Raw genomic sequence first — 16,969 nt, forward strand, 5'->3', positions numbered from 1 at the left:
CAGTGTCATTTGTATTTCATATTCATTTTTAATCTTCTTCATGATAATGATTATTTCTTATGCTGTTTTATTCTCTGTAATTTATATTTTCTATCTTTTTTCTGTCTTAAAATAATTCCTGCAAGCGGTGGCAATTTTAAAGTAACGGATCTGGGGTGTCTCATCCATTCCTGATTCTTTTCATTCAGAATATCAGCTTCTACACCACTTCCACTATATCCGGAATCATCAGAATTGAAAATAACCTCACAATGGGTTCCTGCGCTCACTCCTATAGTATATTCCAGAACCTGCGGAATCAAATTGAGGACCACCATTAAAACATCATCCCTTCTTTTACCTTTTCTGAGGTATACATAGACGGAATTTTCAAGATCATCAGCCTCTATCCATTCAAAACCATGCTTATCAAACTGATTTTCATAAAAAGCAGTCTCATTCCGATATAAGTGGTTCAGGTCTTTTACAAGAGCCTGCATTCCTTTATGGACCGGATACTGCAGCAGGTGCCAGTCGAGGCTTCGGGTAAAATTCCATTCGCCGGTCTGTGCAAATTCATCACCCATAAAGAGAAGCTTGGCTCCAGGATGGGTATACATATATACATAGAGGGTTCGGAGATTGGCAAACTTCTGCCATTCGTCACCGGGCATTTTATAGATCAGGCTTGCTTTTCCATGCACTACTTCATCGTGGGACAGCGGCATCATATAATTTTCATTATACATATACACGGAGGCAAAAGTAATTTTATGATGATGATATTTCCTGTTGATCGGATCTTCTTTAAAATAGTCCAGCGTATCGTGCATCCATCCCATCATCCATTTCATTCCGAAACCCACTCCACCGTCATGAACGGGTTTTGTAAGCATCGGGAAATCTGAACTTTCTTCTGCTATCGTCATAATACTGTCTCCGAATTCCTTATAAACCGCCGTATTGAATTCCTGGAGGAAAGCTTTGGCTTCAAGGTTCACATTTCCCCTTCGATATTAGGCTCCCACTCTCCTTCATTCCTTGAATAATCCAAATGAAGCATTGATGTCACTGCATCTACACGAAGTCCGTCCGCATGGTAACGTTCCAGCCAGAACATGGCATTGGAAATCAGGAAAGATTTCACTTCATTTCTGCCGTAATTGAAAATATAGGATTTCCAGTCGGGATGAAATCCTTTTCTGGGATCTTCATGTTCGTAAAGGTAAGAACCGTCAAAGCGGTGAAGTCCGTTGGCGTCGCCCGGAAAATGGGACGGCACCCAATCCAGAATAACACCGATATTGTTTCTGTGAAGCTCATTGATCAGGAACATCAGATCCTGCGGTGAGCCGAAACGTGAAGTAGCTGCATAAAATCCGGTAATCTGGTATCCCCAACTAGGATCATAAGGATATTCCATCACAGGCATGAATTCTACATGAGTAAAACCCATTTCCTTCACGTATGGAACCAGTTTTTCAGCAATATCACGGTAATTCAGATATCTATCCGGAGCATTGACATCCCTTACCCAGGAACCTAAATGAAGCTCGTAAACGGACAACGGAGCATTCAGGGAATTGTTTTTCCAGCGGTTCCCCATCCATTCCTTGTCGTTCCATTCGTACCAGGTAGTGGAAACCAGCGAGGCCGCCTGCAGGTTTTGCTCCCAGCTAAGGGCATAAGGATCACTTTTCTCCAGGATTTCACCTCTGGCAGTTTCTATGGCATATTTATACAGTGTACCCCATGTAAGGCCGTCAATAAAACCTTCCCAGATCCCGGAGCCGTCCCATCGTGGAAAAAGAATATGGTCTTTATGATTCCAGTTATTGAAATTTCCTATAACGGACACTTTTCTGGCATTAGGAGCCCACACTGAAAAATAGACACCTTTTACTCCATCTTTTTCAGCAGAATGCGCTCCAAATTTCCCATACAGCTTATAGTGCCTGCCTTCTTTGAAAAGGTAGACATCATGATCAGTAAACAGCGTATAGGTTTTAACAGAATTCATCAAGATATCGTTGTACTTTATTTTTCTTTGAAACTACGAAAATTCCCTGCAATAACGATTAATTATTGAACAAATAATTATTATGTTAATTCGGCTCTTTTGGGCCCGTTTATCAAATATATTATTTTTTACATTCACTTTTTTATGATTTTAAAACAATCTTTTTTATAAATTTAGCTTCAAATTATTTTTAAACACATACGATGAAGTTTGAACTTTATACTGAAGAAAGCGACGACAGACCGGTATATATCACCGGAAATTTCAACAACTGGAATCCCAGAGACTCCAATTATCAGCTTAAACAGCTGGATCCGAACAATTATTTCATAGAGATCGACGATCAGATTCTTCCCGACATTATAGAATACAAATTCACCAAAGGAGGTTGGGAAAATGTGGAGCTCGATAAATACGGGAATATCACTCCAAACCGGAAAGCTGAAAAAACAGCCGGTAAAACATCGGACATCATAGAAAAATGGAGGCTCAACTGGGGTCCGTTCAAAAAGGAATTTTTCCCGATTGCAGAAGTTATTTCGGATGAATTCTACATTCCCCAGCTCGACCGTTACCGGAAAGTATGGGCCGTACTTCCTTATGATTATTATGTTTCTGAAAAAACTATCCTGTACTTTACCTTCAGGATGCCCAGAATCTCTTTAACGAAGGAAGCGGATACGGAAACTGGGAAATAGATAAAAAACTGTCCATCCTTGCTGAATACGGCCGTGGAGACATCATTATTATAGCCATAGAACACGGCAGTGAAGAACGCATCAAAGAATATATTTTTGACAATGATAACGTAGCGAACGGCTCAGAGGGCAAGAAATACATCCGCTTTATTACAGATACTTTAAAACCTTTTGTGGATGAACACTACAGAACCAAGAAAGACCGAGACAATACAGGAATCGGGGAAGCTCTTTAGGGGCTTTGATCAGTATTTACAGCGGATTCCTTTATCCGGAGGTTTATTCCAAGCTGCTGATCTTCTCTCCCTCGCTTTGGGTAGAACCTAACAATAATTTCCCGATGATGAACTTCCGGATTCCTTTTAAGACAAAAATATATCTGTATGGCGGAGGCCAGGAAGGTTCTAAAATGGTAAAAAGGATCTATGTATTTGAAGAATACTTAAGACGTTGGGAAAAGAAAAACCTTTTCGACTTTGAATTCAAAACCAGCATCAACCCGGAAGGAACCCACAGTGAATTTTATTGGTCGCAGGAGTTTCCAAGAGCCATTGAATGGCTGTTCTATGACAACACAGAAAACCCTGTAGAAGTAACCCCGCAGCAGCAGAGCATTAAAAATTAAGCTTATGAAATTAATCAATAAAAAAAATAAAAAATATACCCAGATCTTTCAACTTTTCACAGAGGAAGAATGGACAAAATCCGGTAAAAATTACAATAAAAATGTTTCTTCCTTTTTCTCAGGAAAGAAATATGAGGTTTTCATTCATACCACTGAAGAAAGCATCACATATCTGATTGGCCTGGGGAAATCGGCGATGCAGAATTTCGAAATTCAGCAGGTTGCCGTTAAGTTTTCTCAAACACAGAAAGAAAAAATCCAGGCAGTCCCTACTCTTGTTCTGGCAGATTTCCTGAAAGAAAAACAGTTTGAAGAATTTGTAAAAGGACTGCTTTTCGGCACATACAAATATCCTTTTGATAAGAAGCATGCATTTTGGAACACTAAATTTGAGATTCATTTTGAAAACTTAAGCCAGAAAAAACTGGATTCAATCGGTACAAAATCTGAAGCACTGGCAAACGGTCAAACTGCCTGCCAGGAATGGCTGAATAAACCTGCCAATCTCAAGAAGCCTGATATTCTAAGCTTATATTTAAAAAACCTGGCCAAAAAATATGACTTAAAGTATACCGTATTTAACAGAAAAAAATGTGAAGAGCTCGGACTTGGCGCTTACCTTTCCGTTAACCAGGGAAGTGCTTATGACGCCGCTTTTACTATTATAGAATATAAAACCACGGTTAAAAATGCCAAGACATTTGGTCTGGTAGGAAAATGTGTTCTTTTTGATACGGGAGGTATTTCCCTGAAAGATCATAACAATATGCACTATATGAAGTCTGATATGGGTGGCGCTACGGCTGTTATAGGAACTCTGATTTACGCAGCGGAAATGCAGATTCCCGTTAATATTGTAGCCATCCTTCCCATCACCGACAATGCTATTTCCGAAAAAGCTTTCCTGCCAAGCGATGTCATTACGGCATACAACGGTAAAACCATTGAAGTTCTCAATACAGATGCCGAAGGCAGAATGATTCTTGCCGATGGACTTTCCTATCTGGCTAAAAATTATAAAACGGACTTCCTCATTGACCTTGCCACCCTTACAGGAAGTGCTGTCAGAATGTTTGGTGATACCTGCGGAGCTCTGTTTTCCAATAATGATGAGCTCAAAAACCTTCTGATAAAAACAGGAGACCAAACCAATCAGAGGCTGTGGAATCTTCCTTTATGGGACATATGGAAAGACGATATCCAATCTGATGTGGCAGACCTAAAAAATATCTCTATGAAGCCTATTGGAGACTGTATCGTGGCAGCTAAATTTCTGGAACAGTTTATAGAAAACCATCCTAAATGGGCCCATCTCGACATTGCAGGAGTAGTCTTCGGAAGCACGGGATATTCAAAAGAAAAAGCAGCAACCGGCTTTGGAGTGCAATTATTGGCCGATTTAATTGAAAATTATCATTAAAAATTAGTTTTTTTCAAAATTTCTCTGTATAATTGATTAGGTATTTTCAAAAACGTAGATTATTGCGATTTTTAACATTAATTAATCAATAAAAATTTGCTTTTATTTTTGATAATTTACCAAAAACTAAAAAACATTATATGGAGGAGAAAACTATAGTATGTATTTCGTGCTATTATAAGGGCTATGATTTCATGGATGAAATGAAAAAGCTCGGTAATAAAATCATCCTGGTAACATCAGAAGGTCTGAAAGAAAAAAACTGGCCATGGCATGCTATTGATGAGGTATTTTATATGGCTGAATTAAAGCCGTCTGTATGGAACCTCGATCATCTTGTTCAGGGATTTTCGCATCTGATGCAAACCAGAAAGGTAGATGCTGTGGTCGCATTAGACGACTATGATGTAGAAAAGGCAGCCCTGATCAGGGAAACATTCCGTATTCCCGGGATGGGACAAACCACACACCGCTATTTCAGGGATAAGCTGGCTATGCGTCAGAAAGCAAAGGATTCGGGAATTGGTGTTCCGGAATTTACAGCTGTTTTTAATAATGATGAAGTGAACAGCTTTGTAGAAAAAGTTCCTGCACCCTGGGTATTAAAACCCCGCTCAGAAGCATCGGCATCAGGAATTAAAAAGTTTTCTTCCAAAGATGAGCTCTGGAACGAACTGAATGCCCTTGGTGAAGAGCGACATCTGTTTCTGTTGGAAAGTTTTAAACCCGGCGATGTCTATCATGTGGACAGTTTGACTTTTAATAAAGAGATTGTGTTTACTTCTGCCTCAAAATATCTTGCCCCGCCCATGCAGGTTTCTCATGAAGGTGGTGTATTCAGATCTAAAACCTTAGGAAGATATTCGGATGAATTTAAAGCGCTTGAAGAAGCCAATACCAAAGTCCTCTCCAGCTTCGGATTAATGAACGGAGCAACCCACACTGAATTTATCCGCGGAAAAGCTGACGGAAAATGGTATTTCCTTGAAACATCCTCCAGAGTTGGCGGTGCCCATATTCCGGATCTTGTTGAAGCTTCAAGCAATATTAATATCTGGCGGGAATGGGGCAAGATTGAAGACGCCCTTCTGCGTGGAAAAAACTATCAGGCTTCAAAGCCTACAGGCTACTACTCAGGGCTCATCATTGCCCTGATCAAAGATAAAGAGCCCGATTACAGTGCTTTCACAAGCGAGGAAGCCGTAAAGTTTCTTCCTATTGACCATCATGTAGGAATTGTGTACAAATCCAGCGATCCGGATATTATCCAGCAAAGATTAGACACTGCTGCCGAAAAGATCCAGACGGAAATGCTGAATATTCTGCCGCCCAAAAGTAAACTGACAAGCTAAAACACAAAATATAATAAAAGAAATTGATCAATGCCGCAAATAGAACATACAGATTATTATTCAAACATATTAGGAACAAGTCTCAAAGTAGAAGTTACAGGACATTACGGGTATCCCATCGTTATGTTCCCTACTTCCCAGGGACATTACACCCAAAATCATGACTTTCATCTCAACGGAAGCATCAACTGGTTTATAGAACAGGGAAAAGTAAAACTCTACAATATACAGACGATTGACAGCTGGAGCTTTTATGATGAAAAAATTTCGCCCCAGCAAAGAATTAAAAATTATGAGCTTTATGTACAGTTTCTGATCCAGGAATTTATCCCGTATATCCAGAAGATCCATCAGACACATCGTGTCGCAGTGGCGGGAGCAAGTTTCGGGGGGTATCATGCTGCCAACTTTGCTTTCAGGTTTCCGGATGTAGTTTCGCACCTATTCTGTCTTTCGGGAGCATTCAGCATCAGGAATTTCATGGACGGATATTCGGACGAGCTTGTTTACTTTAACTGTCCTAGGGAGTTCGTAAAGAATGACGAAGCTTGGAAATACAAACATATGCACATTGTACTGAGCACTTCAGACCAGGACATCTGCAGGGATAAAAACCTTGAAATGGCAGATATTTTAAGTTCAAAAGGAATTGACTTCTGGTACGACGAAAGAAAATGGATCAATCACGACTGGCCGTTATGGAGAATGGTCTTTCCAACATTTATCGGTGCATTTTTCTCCTGAAAAACAGTATATTTAAGAAGATAAAATAATAACACATACATCAATTTAAAAACAGAAATTATGGCAAAAAAAGTGGGAATTCTATTCGGTATGGAGGATACCTTTCCTTGGGCGTTTATCGACAAAGTAAATGAGCTGGGAGGCGGGGAAATTATTGCCGAGGCCGTGAATATCGACAAACTGGAACAAGGTGCTGATTACGGCTATGCAGTCATTATCGACAGAATTTCGCAGGATGTTCCTTTCTACAGAGCTTATTTGAAAAATGCGGCACTTAACGGCACTTATGTAATCAATAACCCGTTCTGGTGGAGCGCTGATGAAAAGTTCTTCAACAATGCACTGATGACGAAGCTGGGAATTCCGCTTCCTAAAACAGTTCTGCTTCCTTCACACGAAAGACCTACAGACACTTCCGAAACATCATTCAGAAACCTTAAATTTCCTCACGACTGGGAATATATTTTCAATTATGTAGGATTTCCGGCTTATATGAAACCTCACGACGGAGGTGGATGGAAAAGTGTATACAGAGTAGAAAATCCTGAGGATTTATGGGACAAATTAAGTGAAACCGAGCAGCTGGTGATGATGGTACAGGAAGAAATTGTCTTCGACGATTACTACAGGGTTTATTGTCTCGGTAAAAAATATGTTCACATCATGCCTTACGGACCGCGTAATCCGCATCATCTGAGGTATGCCACTACCCACCAGACCCAGGGTGAAGATCTTGAAAAACTATTAAAAACAATCCACGATTATACCATTAAAATGAATGAAGCTCTCGGCTACGATTTCAATACAGTGGAATTTGCCATCAGAGACGGAATTCCATATGCTATTGATTTCTGTAACCCGGCTCCTGATGCCGACCGAAATTCTGTAGGTGAAGAAAACTTTGCGTGGATCGTGGAACATGCAGCCAAACTTGCCATTGAAAAAGCAAAAGAATATGTTCCCGGAAAACCTAATATTTCCTGGGGAACTTTTGTAAAAGACTCCGTAAAATAAACATTAAGAATAAAAAAACACGAAAAAAAATGCATCAATTTACTATAGGAATCGAGGAAGAATATCAGATCATTGATGTTGAGAGCAGAGACTTAATATCTCATGTTTCGAAGATTATTGAAGGAGGAAAAGCTGTTTTAAGTGAGAATTTAAAACACGAAATGCACGAATCCATGATCGAAATGGAAACCGGCATCTGTCAGAATATTAAAGAAGCAAGAACGGAATTAACGAACCTGAGAAGGCATTTAATCAATACAGCTCATGAACAGGGACTTCGGGTATCCGGAGGAGGAACCCATCCGTTTTCAAACTGGGAACACAATACCATTACCAACGGTGAGCGTTACAACAAAATTGTAGATGATATGGGTGATGTTGCCCGCGGAAATTTAATTTTCGGGCTTCATGTTCATATCGGAATTCCCAATCGCGAAGAAGGCGTAAGAATCCAGAATGTGATGCGTTATTTTCTTCCGCACGTGTATGCGCTTTCGACAAACTCTCCTTTCTGGATCGGAAGAAGTACCGGGTTTAAGTCTTACAGACAGGAAATTTTCGTAAAATTCCCGAGAACAGGTATTCCTAGTTACTTCAATTCCCTTGCTGAATTCGACAGCTATGTTGACCTTCTGGTAAAAACAGGAACCATCGACAATGCCAAAAAGATCTGGTGGGACCTGAGGGTACATCCATTCTACCCTACTATTGAATTCAGAATTTGTGATATGCCTTTAAGACTGGAAGAAACAGTTTGTCTGGCAGCCATTATGCAAAGTCTGGTAGCCAAAATTTATAAGCTTCATCAGCAAAACTTAAGTTTCAGAAGCTATAGAAGACTGCTTCTGAATGAAAACAAATGGAGAGCCTCTAAAAGTGGTATTGAAGCCCATCTGATCGATTTTGGAAAAGAAGAATCCGTTCCTTATCCGCATCTTTTAAAAGAACTTCTTGAATTTATTGATGATGTTGTAGATGAACTCGACTGCAGAAAAGAAGTTGAGTATGCCTGGACTATTTTAGAAAACGGAACAGGAGCCGACAGACAGCTTAAGGTGTTTAATGAAACAGGCGATCTTACCAAAGTAGTAGATTATATGATCTCGGAAACAGAGTATGGCATAACACATGGAGAAACGGCTTCGTAATTTTTTGGTAACTTTGCAAAAAAATATGAAGTAGTATGGGAGATATTCGAATTGCATTGATAGACATGAACAACAATCATGTAAATCAAGGCTTTAGAAATATTAAAGAAATTTCAGAAGCATTCCAGCAGAGTTCTGAAGAAAATGTGACCATCCAGACATTTGATGTAAGGTTTAAAAATGAAATGCCGGACATTAATGATTTTGATATCTTTATTTCTTCAGGAGGTCCCGGAAACCCGCACAGAGAAGGTTTTGAGTGGGAAGATAAGTATGCAGCCTTTCTGGATGCCGTTTTAGATCATAATCAATACAACGAAGATAAAAAATATCTGTTCCTGATCTGCCATTCATTCCAACTGGCAAGCATCCACTGGAAACTGGGTAATATCTGCAAAAGAAAATCTTATTCTTTCGGGGTAATGCCGGTTCACAAAACAGAGGAAGGTGAGCAGGAATTTTTATTTAAAAACCTTCAGGATCCTTTCTATGCTGTTGATTCCAGAGCTTATCAGTTCATTGAACCCGATATGGAACGTTTTGATGAATTGGGAATGAAAATTATGGCTATTGAGAAATTCAGACCGCATATCAACCTCGAAAGAGCTGTGATGGCTGTACGTTTCTCAGATGAAATTTTCGGGACACAGTTCCATCCGGAAGCAGATCCGAAAGGCATGATCGAAAACCTGAAAGATGAAAAAAATAAAGAAGCAATGATCGAGAACTTCGGAATGGAAAAATATCTTGAAACGGTAGACAGAATAGATGATGAGGACAAGATCATTCTGACCAGAAGCCAGATCCTGCCAAGATTCCTTCAGTCAGCAAAAAAACATTTTGAAGGGATGTAAAGTTTTAGCATAACTTAGGATGGAAGTTGCTTTCAGATAGAAATTTACAGAATAACAATGCTTCGACTCAACTAAGCATGACGGTGTTGAAAAACAACTAGTATTAGAAATGTCATGCTGACTGAAATAGAAGCATCATAAAAAAGATATTGTATCAACTACATGACAACTAAAAATCGGGCACACAGCTCGATTTTTTAAATCAAAACCACAAAGAAAAAATATGATCCCAAAATACAGAAAACAGTTCAACCAGGAGTTTTCACAGGAAAAATACGATCAGCTTAAGGAAAAGCTTACTCAAAAAGGAGGCGTTGCTCCTGCTTTCAGAATTTCAGAAAGTCCGTTATTTCTTTCCAATGAATTTAAGAGCAAACTTCTTGATGCCAGTGAAAGTATTATTGACCAGATTAAAGAACTTCCCGCTGAAATCCTCTATAAAGCTGTTCCGGACAATTGCAGGGTTCCCAATGACACGCTTCAACCCCACTTTTTCACCATTGATTTCGGGATCTGCCGAAGCGAAAACGGGGAAATAGAACCACAGCTTATTGAACTACAGGCTTTTCCTTCATTATATGCTTTTCAAAAAATATTTGAGGATACATTTTGTGAAGTCTATCCTTTCCTTTCCGGAATCAGAAATACAATGCCTCATTCGGAATTTCAAAATCATTTAAAGAAGCTGATTATAGGCGATGAAAATCCTGAAAACGTTATTCTGCTTGAAATATTCCCTGAAAAACAGAAAACAGCAATTGATTTTGCATTAACAGAACAATTATTAGGAATAAAAACAGTCTGCCTGACGAAAGTTAAAAAAGAAGGCCGAAAACTGTTCTACGAAAATGACGGAAAACTTATTGAAATCAAAAGAATCTACAACCGTGTTATCTTTGATGAATTAGACAGAATTCCTGATTTAAAAGCCGGATTTGATTTCCGTGATGATATTGATGTAAAATGGATCACCCATCCGAACTGGTTCTTTAAAATATCTAAATTTCTTCTTCCTATTCTGAAGCACAAGTTTGTTCCTAAAAGTTATTTTCTGCATGAATTTCCGGAGCATGAAAATCTTGAAAATTTTGTACTGAAACCTTTATTTTCATTTGCAGGAAGCGGAGTGAATTTAAATCCGACAAAAGAAACCACAGAAGCTATTGAGGATAAAGAAAATTATATTCTGCAGAGAAAAGTAACTTACGAACCTATTTTTGAAGATATCAACGGAGAGTTTTCAAAAGCAGAAATCCGGTTGCTATACATCTGGCATGAGAACGATGACCGCCCTATTCTACTGGAAAATCTCGGAAGAATGACAAAAGCGGCAATGGTAAACGTAGATTTCAACAAAAAAGATGCGATCTGGATTGGAAGTTCCAATGCTTTTTTTGCAGATGAATAATCTGGAATTCAAATAGCAGATAAACATTCACATAACTATCCTTCTGAGTTCAGAGGGATTTGTTATTTTTGTGAGATCAGGTTTTTATTAATCTGAATTTAAAAATTATAACAAAAATAATGACTCTTAAAAATGCTGATGAACTGATTTTTCAACCGCTTAGGCTGAAACTTTCAGATATTGAAGAAGATTTAGAAGCTAAAGATTATTCCGGTTGCAGCTTTACCTTGAATCAACTCAGAATTAAATTCCGGACATCTAAAATAACACCCACTAAAACAGGTCAGTTCGTTACCATCTGGAAACGTAATGAAAAAGGAGAAACCGCTCCGTTTGATTCCAATGATCCGTTTGATTTTTATTTGATTTCCGTTTCTACAAACCATAACAAAGGGATTTTTATATTTCCTGAAGATATTCTGATAGAAAAAGGAATTTTGTCCCATGGCAAAAGAATAGGTAAAAGAGGGATCAGGGTGTATCCGGACTGGGATCTTACTGAAAGCAGGCAGGCAATAGCGACCCAAAAATGGCAGACTGTTTATTTTATTGATCTTTCCCGGAATGAAGAATCATATCTTCAAATAGCCAGAGCATTATTTGATCTGAAATAGCTTTATCCTTATTTTTTAACGCAAAGAATCTATTTTCACTGCTTATTTTAAGTGAGCTAAGAATTGAATCAATTATCATTGATTCGAATAAGCGAATGTATAAACATATGCCTTAATCAGCGGCTCCGCCGCTTTCTTTGTTCATCTCTAAAGTATTTTTCACAAAACTTTGCGTTAAAAGAAATTTCTCTAAATACAATATGTTTTTAATTTCTCGCAGATTGAGCAGATCAGGCAGATGTTTTTTATTACTTTTGAGTAATTGTATTAATTGTAAAAAATATATAATAAAAACGGCTGAAATTCAGCCGTTTTTATTTTTGATCATTTATATTAAGAATTCTTATCGTCTTCCAAAAGCTCTCGGGCCTGATATTCCTGCACCAGGTCAATGGCATTGGAAATAACATCGCTTAAAGCCGTGATGAAAGTACCTTCCTCAGCCATTCCTATGGCATGTTTTAATGCTTCAATTTCTTTAGGAATGATCTCATAGCTCACATCTCTTCCGGCTTCGTTGATACCGTCAATGATGAGTCCATTGATTTCGTCTTCCGTTCTGCCCCTCAAATGCTTTTCATTTCTGATGATGATATAATCAAACATTCTTCCTGCAATTTTTCCGCATTCCTTGATATCATTGTCACGCCTGTCACCTACTCCTGAAATAATGCCGATTTTCTTAGTGGATTCTACATTTTTAAGATAATCTTCAATAGCCTGATATCCTGCAGGGTTGTGAGCAAAATCAATCAGTACTTTAAAATTTTTAAATTTAAAAACGTTCAGTCTTCCCGGTGTAAGCTGGGCACTTGGGATGAAAGTTCTTAAAGAGTTGGAAATATCTTCGATTCCGAAACCATAAAGATAGCAGGCCAAACTCGCTGCCAGCACATTTTCAATCATAAATCTTGCCTTTCCTTCCATGGTAATCGGGAAATCCTTGGCTTTTCCTATTCTGATCTTCCAGTCGCCTTTCTTAATGGTTACAAAGCCTTCTTCGTAAATACAGGTGATTTTTCCTTCTTTGGCAAATTTTACAATATGAGGATTATTTTCATCCATACTGAAAATGGCAACATTGCTGTCAAGATCATTAATAATCTTCATAGAATATTCATTATCGGCATTCAGAACGCTCCATCCGCTTTTCTTTACACTGTCCAGAACGACTCTTTTTACCCTGGTAAGGTCTTTCAGGTTATGAATATCATTCATTCCTAAATGATCTTCCGCGATATTCGTTAAAACACCGATATCACACTGCGAAAACCCTAAACCTGAACGTAAGATTCCGCCCCTGGCAGTTTCCAGAACAGCAAATTCTACAGTAGGATCTTTTAAAACAAATTCAGCAGAAAGAGGTCCTGTAGTATCCCCTTTTGAAAGCATTGTATTCTGAATATAAATACCGTCGGAAGTAGTAAAGCCTACCCGGTAACCGTTGCTTTTTACAATATGGGAAATCAGTCTTGTTGTCGTAGTTTTTCCATTCGTTCCTGTTACTGCGATAATGGGAATAGTAAATGGTTTTCCGGGAGGATAAAGCATATCTACTACCGGAGCAGCAACGTTTCTTGGAAGGCCTTCGCTTGGAGCCAGGTGCATTCTGAATCCCGGTGCAGCATTCACTTCTATGATGGCAGCCCCACTTTCTTTAAGAGGTTGTGTAAGGTTTTCCGCCATGATATCAATTCCGCAAACATCCAGGCCTATAATTTTAGAAACCCTTTCTGCCATGGTGATATTTTCGGGATGCACCATATCAGTAACGTCTATGGAAGTACCTCCTGTAGACAGGTTTGCTGTGGATTTCAAATAAACCACTTCTCCTTTCTGAGGAACAGTTTCCAGGGTATATTGAAGTTTTTCAAGAAGTTCCATTGTATCCTTGTCTACTTCTATTTCAGTAAGGACATTTTCGTGGCCATAGCCTCTCCTCGGATCTTTGTTTTCTTTATCTATCAGTTGCTGAAGAGTCAGTTCACCATCGCCCACAACGTGTGCAGGAACTCTTCTTGCAGCAGCCACCATTTTATTATTAATGACCAAAACCCTGAAATCATATCCGGTAATGTATTTTTCTACAATTACTTTCCTGGAGTATTTTTGGGCATGCTCCAGTCCTATTTTAGCAGCCTCCCAATTGTTTACATTGATGGATGAACCTTTACCGTGGTTTCCATCAAGAGGTTTCAGTACAATCGGGTAACCTATCTTTCTGATAACGGCAGTTAATCCCTCTTCATCTGTTACCAGATCTCCTACAGGAACCGGGATAGCAGCATCATGAAGCATTTTTTTCGTCAGTTCCTTATTACATGCAATATCTACTGCAATCGAGCTTGTATTTCCTGTAATAGTAGCTTGAAATCGCTGCTGGTTTACTCCATAACCAAGCTGTACCAAAGAGTTTGTCCCTAATCTGATCCATGGGATTTTTCTGGAAACCGCTTCTTCTACAATACTTCCCGTGGAAGGTCCCAGACGGACACGTTCCCTGATCTCCTTCAGTTTCTGTATGCAGGCATTAATATCATATTCCGTATTGTCAACCAAAGATCTAGCTATATTAACAGCTTCTTCAGCAGCATAGATTCCTGCATTTTCTTCAATATAATTAAATACAACGTTGTATACTCCCGGTGACTTTGTTTCGCGGGTTCTTCCGAAACCAACGTCCATACCTGCCAAAGTCTGTATTTCCAATGCGATGTGCTCGATGACATGGCCCATCCACGTACCTGTTTCTATTCTGTGAAAAAACCGCCTTCCACTCCTTCCGAGCATCTGTGAGTATACAGAGACGGGAGCAGTTTTTCAATCCTTTCCCGGAAACCGTCTATTTTATTGGTAGGATAGTTTTCCATTTCTTCCAGATCCAATCTCATCTGTATCAGCTTCTTCCGTCTGATACTCCAGATATTTGGGCCGCGTAATGCCTGTATCTTCTCAATTTTCATAATCTATTTGCATTTTTATCAGTTAACAATAACTCCTTCAAAAATCAAAGATAATGTAAAACCCTAAACCAAACTATACCACGTTTAAAGATTTCTCAAAAAAAATTAAAATAAATCAACAATTCTAAAACATTAAAAATCATTAAAATGTGGTATGAATTTCGCTAAATGTTAATTATTTTTTAAATTTGCACACTATGATGAAACCCGTTGGAAAATTAATTATAATCGGAGGAGCTGTAAACAAAGGAAGTTTTGCAGAAACCGATTTCGACCAGAACATTGAGAAAAACCTTAACTTTTTTGAAAGAGGAATTCTGAGAAAGATCATCAACGAATCGAAGCTTAAGGAAGATTCTGTCATCGAAATTGTAACCACAGCCTCCCAAATCCCTCAAATTGTAGGCACGGAATACAAAAAAGCTTTTGAATTTCTTGGCGCCAGAAATGTCAATATCATAGATATCCATAACCGTGAAGAAGCCAATTCTGATGCCATGGCTGCCAGAGCCAACGCTGCAGATGTCGTGATGTTCACAGGCGGGGATCAGCTCAGGCTGACTTCCATTCTTGGCGGTACAAGATTCCATGACACGATTTTACTGAAATATCAGGAACAGGATTTCATCTATTCGGGAACTTCTGCCGGTGCGGCTGCCGCTTCTGAAAATATGATCTATCAGGGAAGCAGTTCCGAATCCCTTTTAAAAGGTGAAATTAAAACAACCCAGGGACTGGGCTTAATAGACAACGTTATCATTGACACGCACTTTGTACAGCGTGGCAGAATCGGACGTCTTTTCCAGGCTGTAGTCAACAATCCTAGAACACTGGGAATAGGCTTGGGTGAAGATACGGGACTTTTTATTCACAATGATATAATGACAGCCGTAGGTTCCGGCCTTGTCATTCTGGTGGACGGAAGATTCATTAAAGATACCAATCTTACGAATATCAACCTTGGTGAACCTATTTCAATTGATAACCTTACCGTGCATGTAATGTCGATGAATGATCATTATGATCTTACCACAAAGACACTTACGATCGAAAATTCACAATTCAATCCGATTCCGCAAGATAAGTAAAGTAAAAGTGAATGGTCAATAGTGAAAAGTGAATTTCACAGGCTGAAATTTTTTCATTATCTTTAAAATTGACCATTAACTTTTCACAATTGACCAATATACATTATGAAAATCATCATCCACGGCGGGTTTTTCTCTGAAAGTGATCAGAGCCATGAAGTGAAGACTGCCAAACAAAATTCTCTAAAACAGATCGCTCAAAAGGCTTTTGAATATCTTCAAACCCATTCTGCTTTTGATACGGCAGCTTATGCTGTTTCTCTTCTGGAAGACGATCCTCTGTACAATGCCGGTATCGGCTCCCAGATCCAGAGTGACGGCGTGATCCGTATGAGTGCAGCCATTATGGATGGACAGACACAGAAATTAAGCGGTGTGATCAATATTCAGAATGTAAAAAACCCTATTTTCGTAGCGAAGGAGCTGATAAAAGAAGATGACAGGGTTTTGGGTGGAAATGGTGCCAAAATGTATGCATCCGAACACGGCTTTGAAAATTTCTCCACTGAAATTCCTCAGAGAAGAAGTGAATATGAGGCTAAACTTCATAACGGAGGTAAAGGAACTGTAGGCTGTGTAGCTCTTGATAAAGAAGGAAAACTTGCTGTGGCTACATCTACAGGAGGAAAAGGTTTTGAGATCCCGGGAAGAATTTCAGATTCTGCCACAGTGGCCGGAAATTATGCCAACTCAGTATGTGCAGTAAGCTGTACGGGCGTAGGAGAAGATATTGTGAGCAATGCCACTGCTGCTAAAATCGTGACAAGAACTACCGATGGAATGAGTCTTGAACAGGCTTTTAACAAAACATTTGAAGAGCTAAAAGCCATAGACGGCTTCGCAGGGGCGATTGCCATTGATAAAGACGGAAATATCTATCATCAGGATTCTTACCCTACTATGGTCTTTGCCAGTTTTGATGGTGAAAATTTTCAGGTCTTTTAATAATTTTAACATTTTTTTATTATCCTATTTAATTTTTTGGCACGTATTTTACATGTTTAACTATAACAAGTTTAATATAAATCATTAAAAATAAAAA

General features: G+C 38.9%; 12 protein-coding genes and 3 pseudogenes. 13 read left to right on the plus strand and 2 right to left on the minus strand.

The features are described 5' to 3' along the window. Positions 1–50: 50 nt before the first annotated feature. A pseudogene (glgB, locus tag N4G44_RS10860) lies at positions 51–1,999 on the minus strand (1,4-alpha-glucan branching protein GlgB). 203 nt (positions 2,000–2,202) lie between these two features. Between glgB and N4G44_RS10865 the strand changes: the two are divergent. The 11 genes and pseudogenes from N4G44_RS10865 (at position 2,203) to N4G44_RS10915 (ending at position 11,876) form a co-directional block, all read left to right on the plus strand. Beyond that, positions 2,203–2,697, plus strand: a complete 495-nt coding sequence (locus N4G44_RS10865) for a CBM20 domain-containing protein (protein WP_474926713.1) — start codon at positions 2,203–2,205, stop codon at positions 2,695–2,697. Further along, positions 2,682–2,933, plus strand: a pseudogene (locus N4G44_RS10870) (alpha/beta hydrolase-fold protein); the annotation flags it as partial. The gene N4G44_RS10865 and the pseudogene N4G44_RS10870, both read left to right, overlap by 16 nt. A gap of 5 nt (positions 2,934–2,938) precedes the next feature. Beyond that, positions 2,939–3,322 (plus strand): alpha/beta hydrolase, encoded by a 384-nt coding sequence (locus N4G44_RS10875; protein WP_474926714.1) that lies wholly within the window; start codon positions 2,939–2,941, stop codon positions 3,320–3,322. Positions 3,323–3,326: 4 nt separating this feature from the next. Then, complete coding sequence (locus N4G44_RS10880; RefSeq protein WP_474926716.1) at positions 3,327–4,742, plus strand: M17 family metallopeptidase; 1,416 nt, start codon at positions 3,327–3,329, stop codon at positions 4,740–4,742. 140 nt (positions 4,743–4,882) lie between these two features. Beyond that, a complete protein-coding gene (locus N4G44_RS10885) occupies positions 4,883–6,094 on the plus strand; it encodes an ATP-grasp domain-containing protein (protein WP_474926717.1) in 1,212 nt (403 codons plus the stop codon). Positions 6,095–6,124: 30 nt separating this feature from the next. Further along, entirely contained in the window at positions 6,125–6,838 is a 714-nt protein-coding gene (locus N4G44_RS10890) for an alpha/beta hydrolase-fold protein (protein WP_474926718.1), read from the plus strand. 60 nt (positions 6,839–6,898) lie between these two features. Then, positions 6,899–7,852, plus strand: a complete 954-nt coding sequence (locus tag N4G44_RS10895) for an ATP-grasp domain-containing protein (protein ID WP_474926719.1) — start codon at positions 6,899–6,901, stop codon at positions 7,850–7,852. A gap of 29 nt (positions 7,853–7,881) precedes the next feature. Next, on the plus strand, positions 7,882–9,000 hold the full coding sequence (locus N4G44_RS10900) for a carboxylate-amine ligase (protein WP_040994761.1): 1,119 nt from the start codon (positions 7,882–7,884) through the stop codon (positions 8,998–9,000). A 35-nt stretch (positions 9,001–9,035) separates the two neighbouring features. Further along, on the plus strand, positions 9,036–9,854 hold the full coding sequence (locus N4G44_RS10905; RefSeq protein ID WP_474926722.1) for a type 1 glutamine amidotransferase: 819 nt from the start codon (positions 9,036–9,038) through the stop codon (positions 9,852–9,854). Between the two features lie 223 nt (positions 9,855–10,077). Further along, complete coding sequence (locus tag N4G44_RS10910; RefSeq protein ID WP_474926724.1) at positions 10,078–11,262, plus strand: hypothetical protein; 1,185 nt, start codon at positions 10,078–10,080, stop codon at positions 11,260–11,262. A gap of 119 nt (positions 11,263–11,381) precedes the next feature. Continuing rightward, positions 11,382–11,876, plus strand: a complete 495-nt coding sequence (locus tag N4G44_RS10915; protein WP_474926727.1) for a MepB family protein — start codon at positions 11,382–11,384, stop codon at positions 11,874–11,876. Positions 11,877–12,209: 333 nt separating this feature from the next. Here N4G44_RS10915 and cphA read toward each other — a convergent pair. Further along, positions 12,210–14,839 (minus strand): annotated as a pseudogene (gene cphA / locus N4G44_RS10920) (cyanophycin synthetase). Positions 14,840–15,039: 200 nt separating this feature from the next. On the opposite strand from cphA, the gene N4G44_RS10925 reads away from it, so the two are divergent. Next, complete coding sequence (locus N4G44_RS10925) at positions 15,040–15,927, plus strand: cyanophycinase (RefSeq protein WP_474928326.1); 888 nt, start codon at positions 15,040–15,042, stop codon at positions 15,925–15,927. Between the two features lie 105 nt (positions 15,928–16,032). Further along, positions 16,033–16,872, plus strand: a complete 840-nt coding sequence (locus N4G44_RS10930; RefSeq protein ID WP_474926731.1) for an isoaspartyl peptidase/L-asparaginase — start codon at positions 16,033–16,035, stop codon at positions 16,870–16,872. Positions 16,873–16,969: the final 97 nt, after the last annotated feature.

This window comes from Chryseobacterium sp. GTID13 (genome assembly GCF_056172655.1).

Bases quoted from the DNA above. Each gene is read 5' to 3' on its own strand.
- N4G44_RS10865 (WP_474926713.1), top strand. From the start codon at position 2,203: ATGAAGTTTGAACTTTATACTGAAGAAAGCGACGACAGACCGGTATAT.
- N4G44_RS10880 (WP_474926716.1), top strand. From the start codon at position 3,327: ATGAAATTAATCAATAAAAAAAATAAAAAATATACCCAGATCTTTCAA.
- N4G44_RS10885 (WP_474926717.1), top strand. From the start codon at position 4,883: ATGGAGGAGAAAACTATAGTATGTATTTCGTGCTATTATAAGGGCTAT.
- N4G44_RS10890 (WP_474926718.1), top strand. From the start codon at position 6,125: ATGCCGCAAATAGAACATACAGATTATTATTCAAACATATTAGGAACA.
- N4G44_RS10895 (WP_474926719.1), top strand. From the start codon at position 6,899: ATGGCAAAAAAAGTGGGAATTCTATTCGGTATGGAGGATACCTTTCCT.
- N4G44_RS10900 (WP_040994761.1), top strand. From the start codon at position 7,882: ATGCATCAATTTACTATAGGAATCGAGGAAGAATATCAGATCATTGAT.
- N4G44_RS10905 (WP_474926722.1), top strand. From the start codon at position 9,036: ATGGGAGATATTCGAATTGCATTGATAGACATGAACAACAATCATGTA.
- N4G44_RS10910 (WP_474926724.1), top strand. From the start codon at position 10,078: ATGATCCCAAAATACAGAAAACAGTTCAACCAGGAGTTTTCACAGGAA.
- N4G44_RS10915 (WP_474926727.1), top strand. From the start codon at position 11,382: ATGACTCTTAAAAATGCTGATGAACTGATTTTTCAACCGCTTAGGCTG.
- N4G44_RS10925 (WP_474928326.1), top strand. From the start codon at position 15,040: ATGAAACCCGTTGGAAAATTAATTATAATCGGAGGAGCTGTAAACAAA.
- N4G44_RS10930 (WP_474926731.1), top strand. From the start codon at position 16,033: ATGAAAATCATCATCCACGGCGGGTTTTTCTCTGAAAGTGATCAGAGC.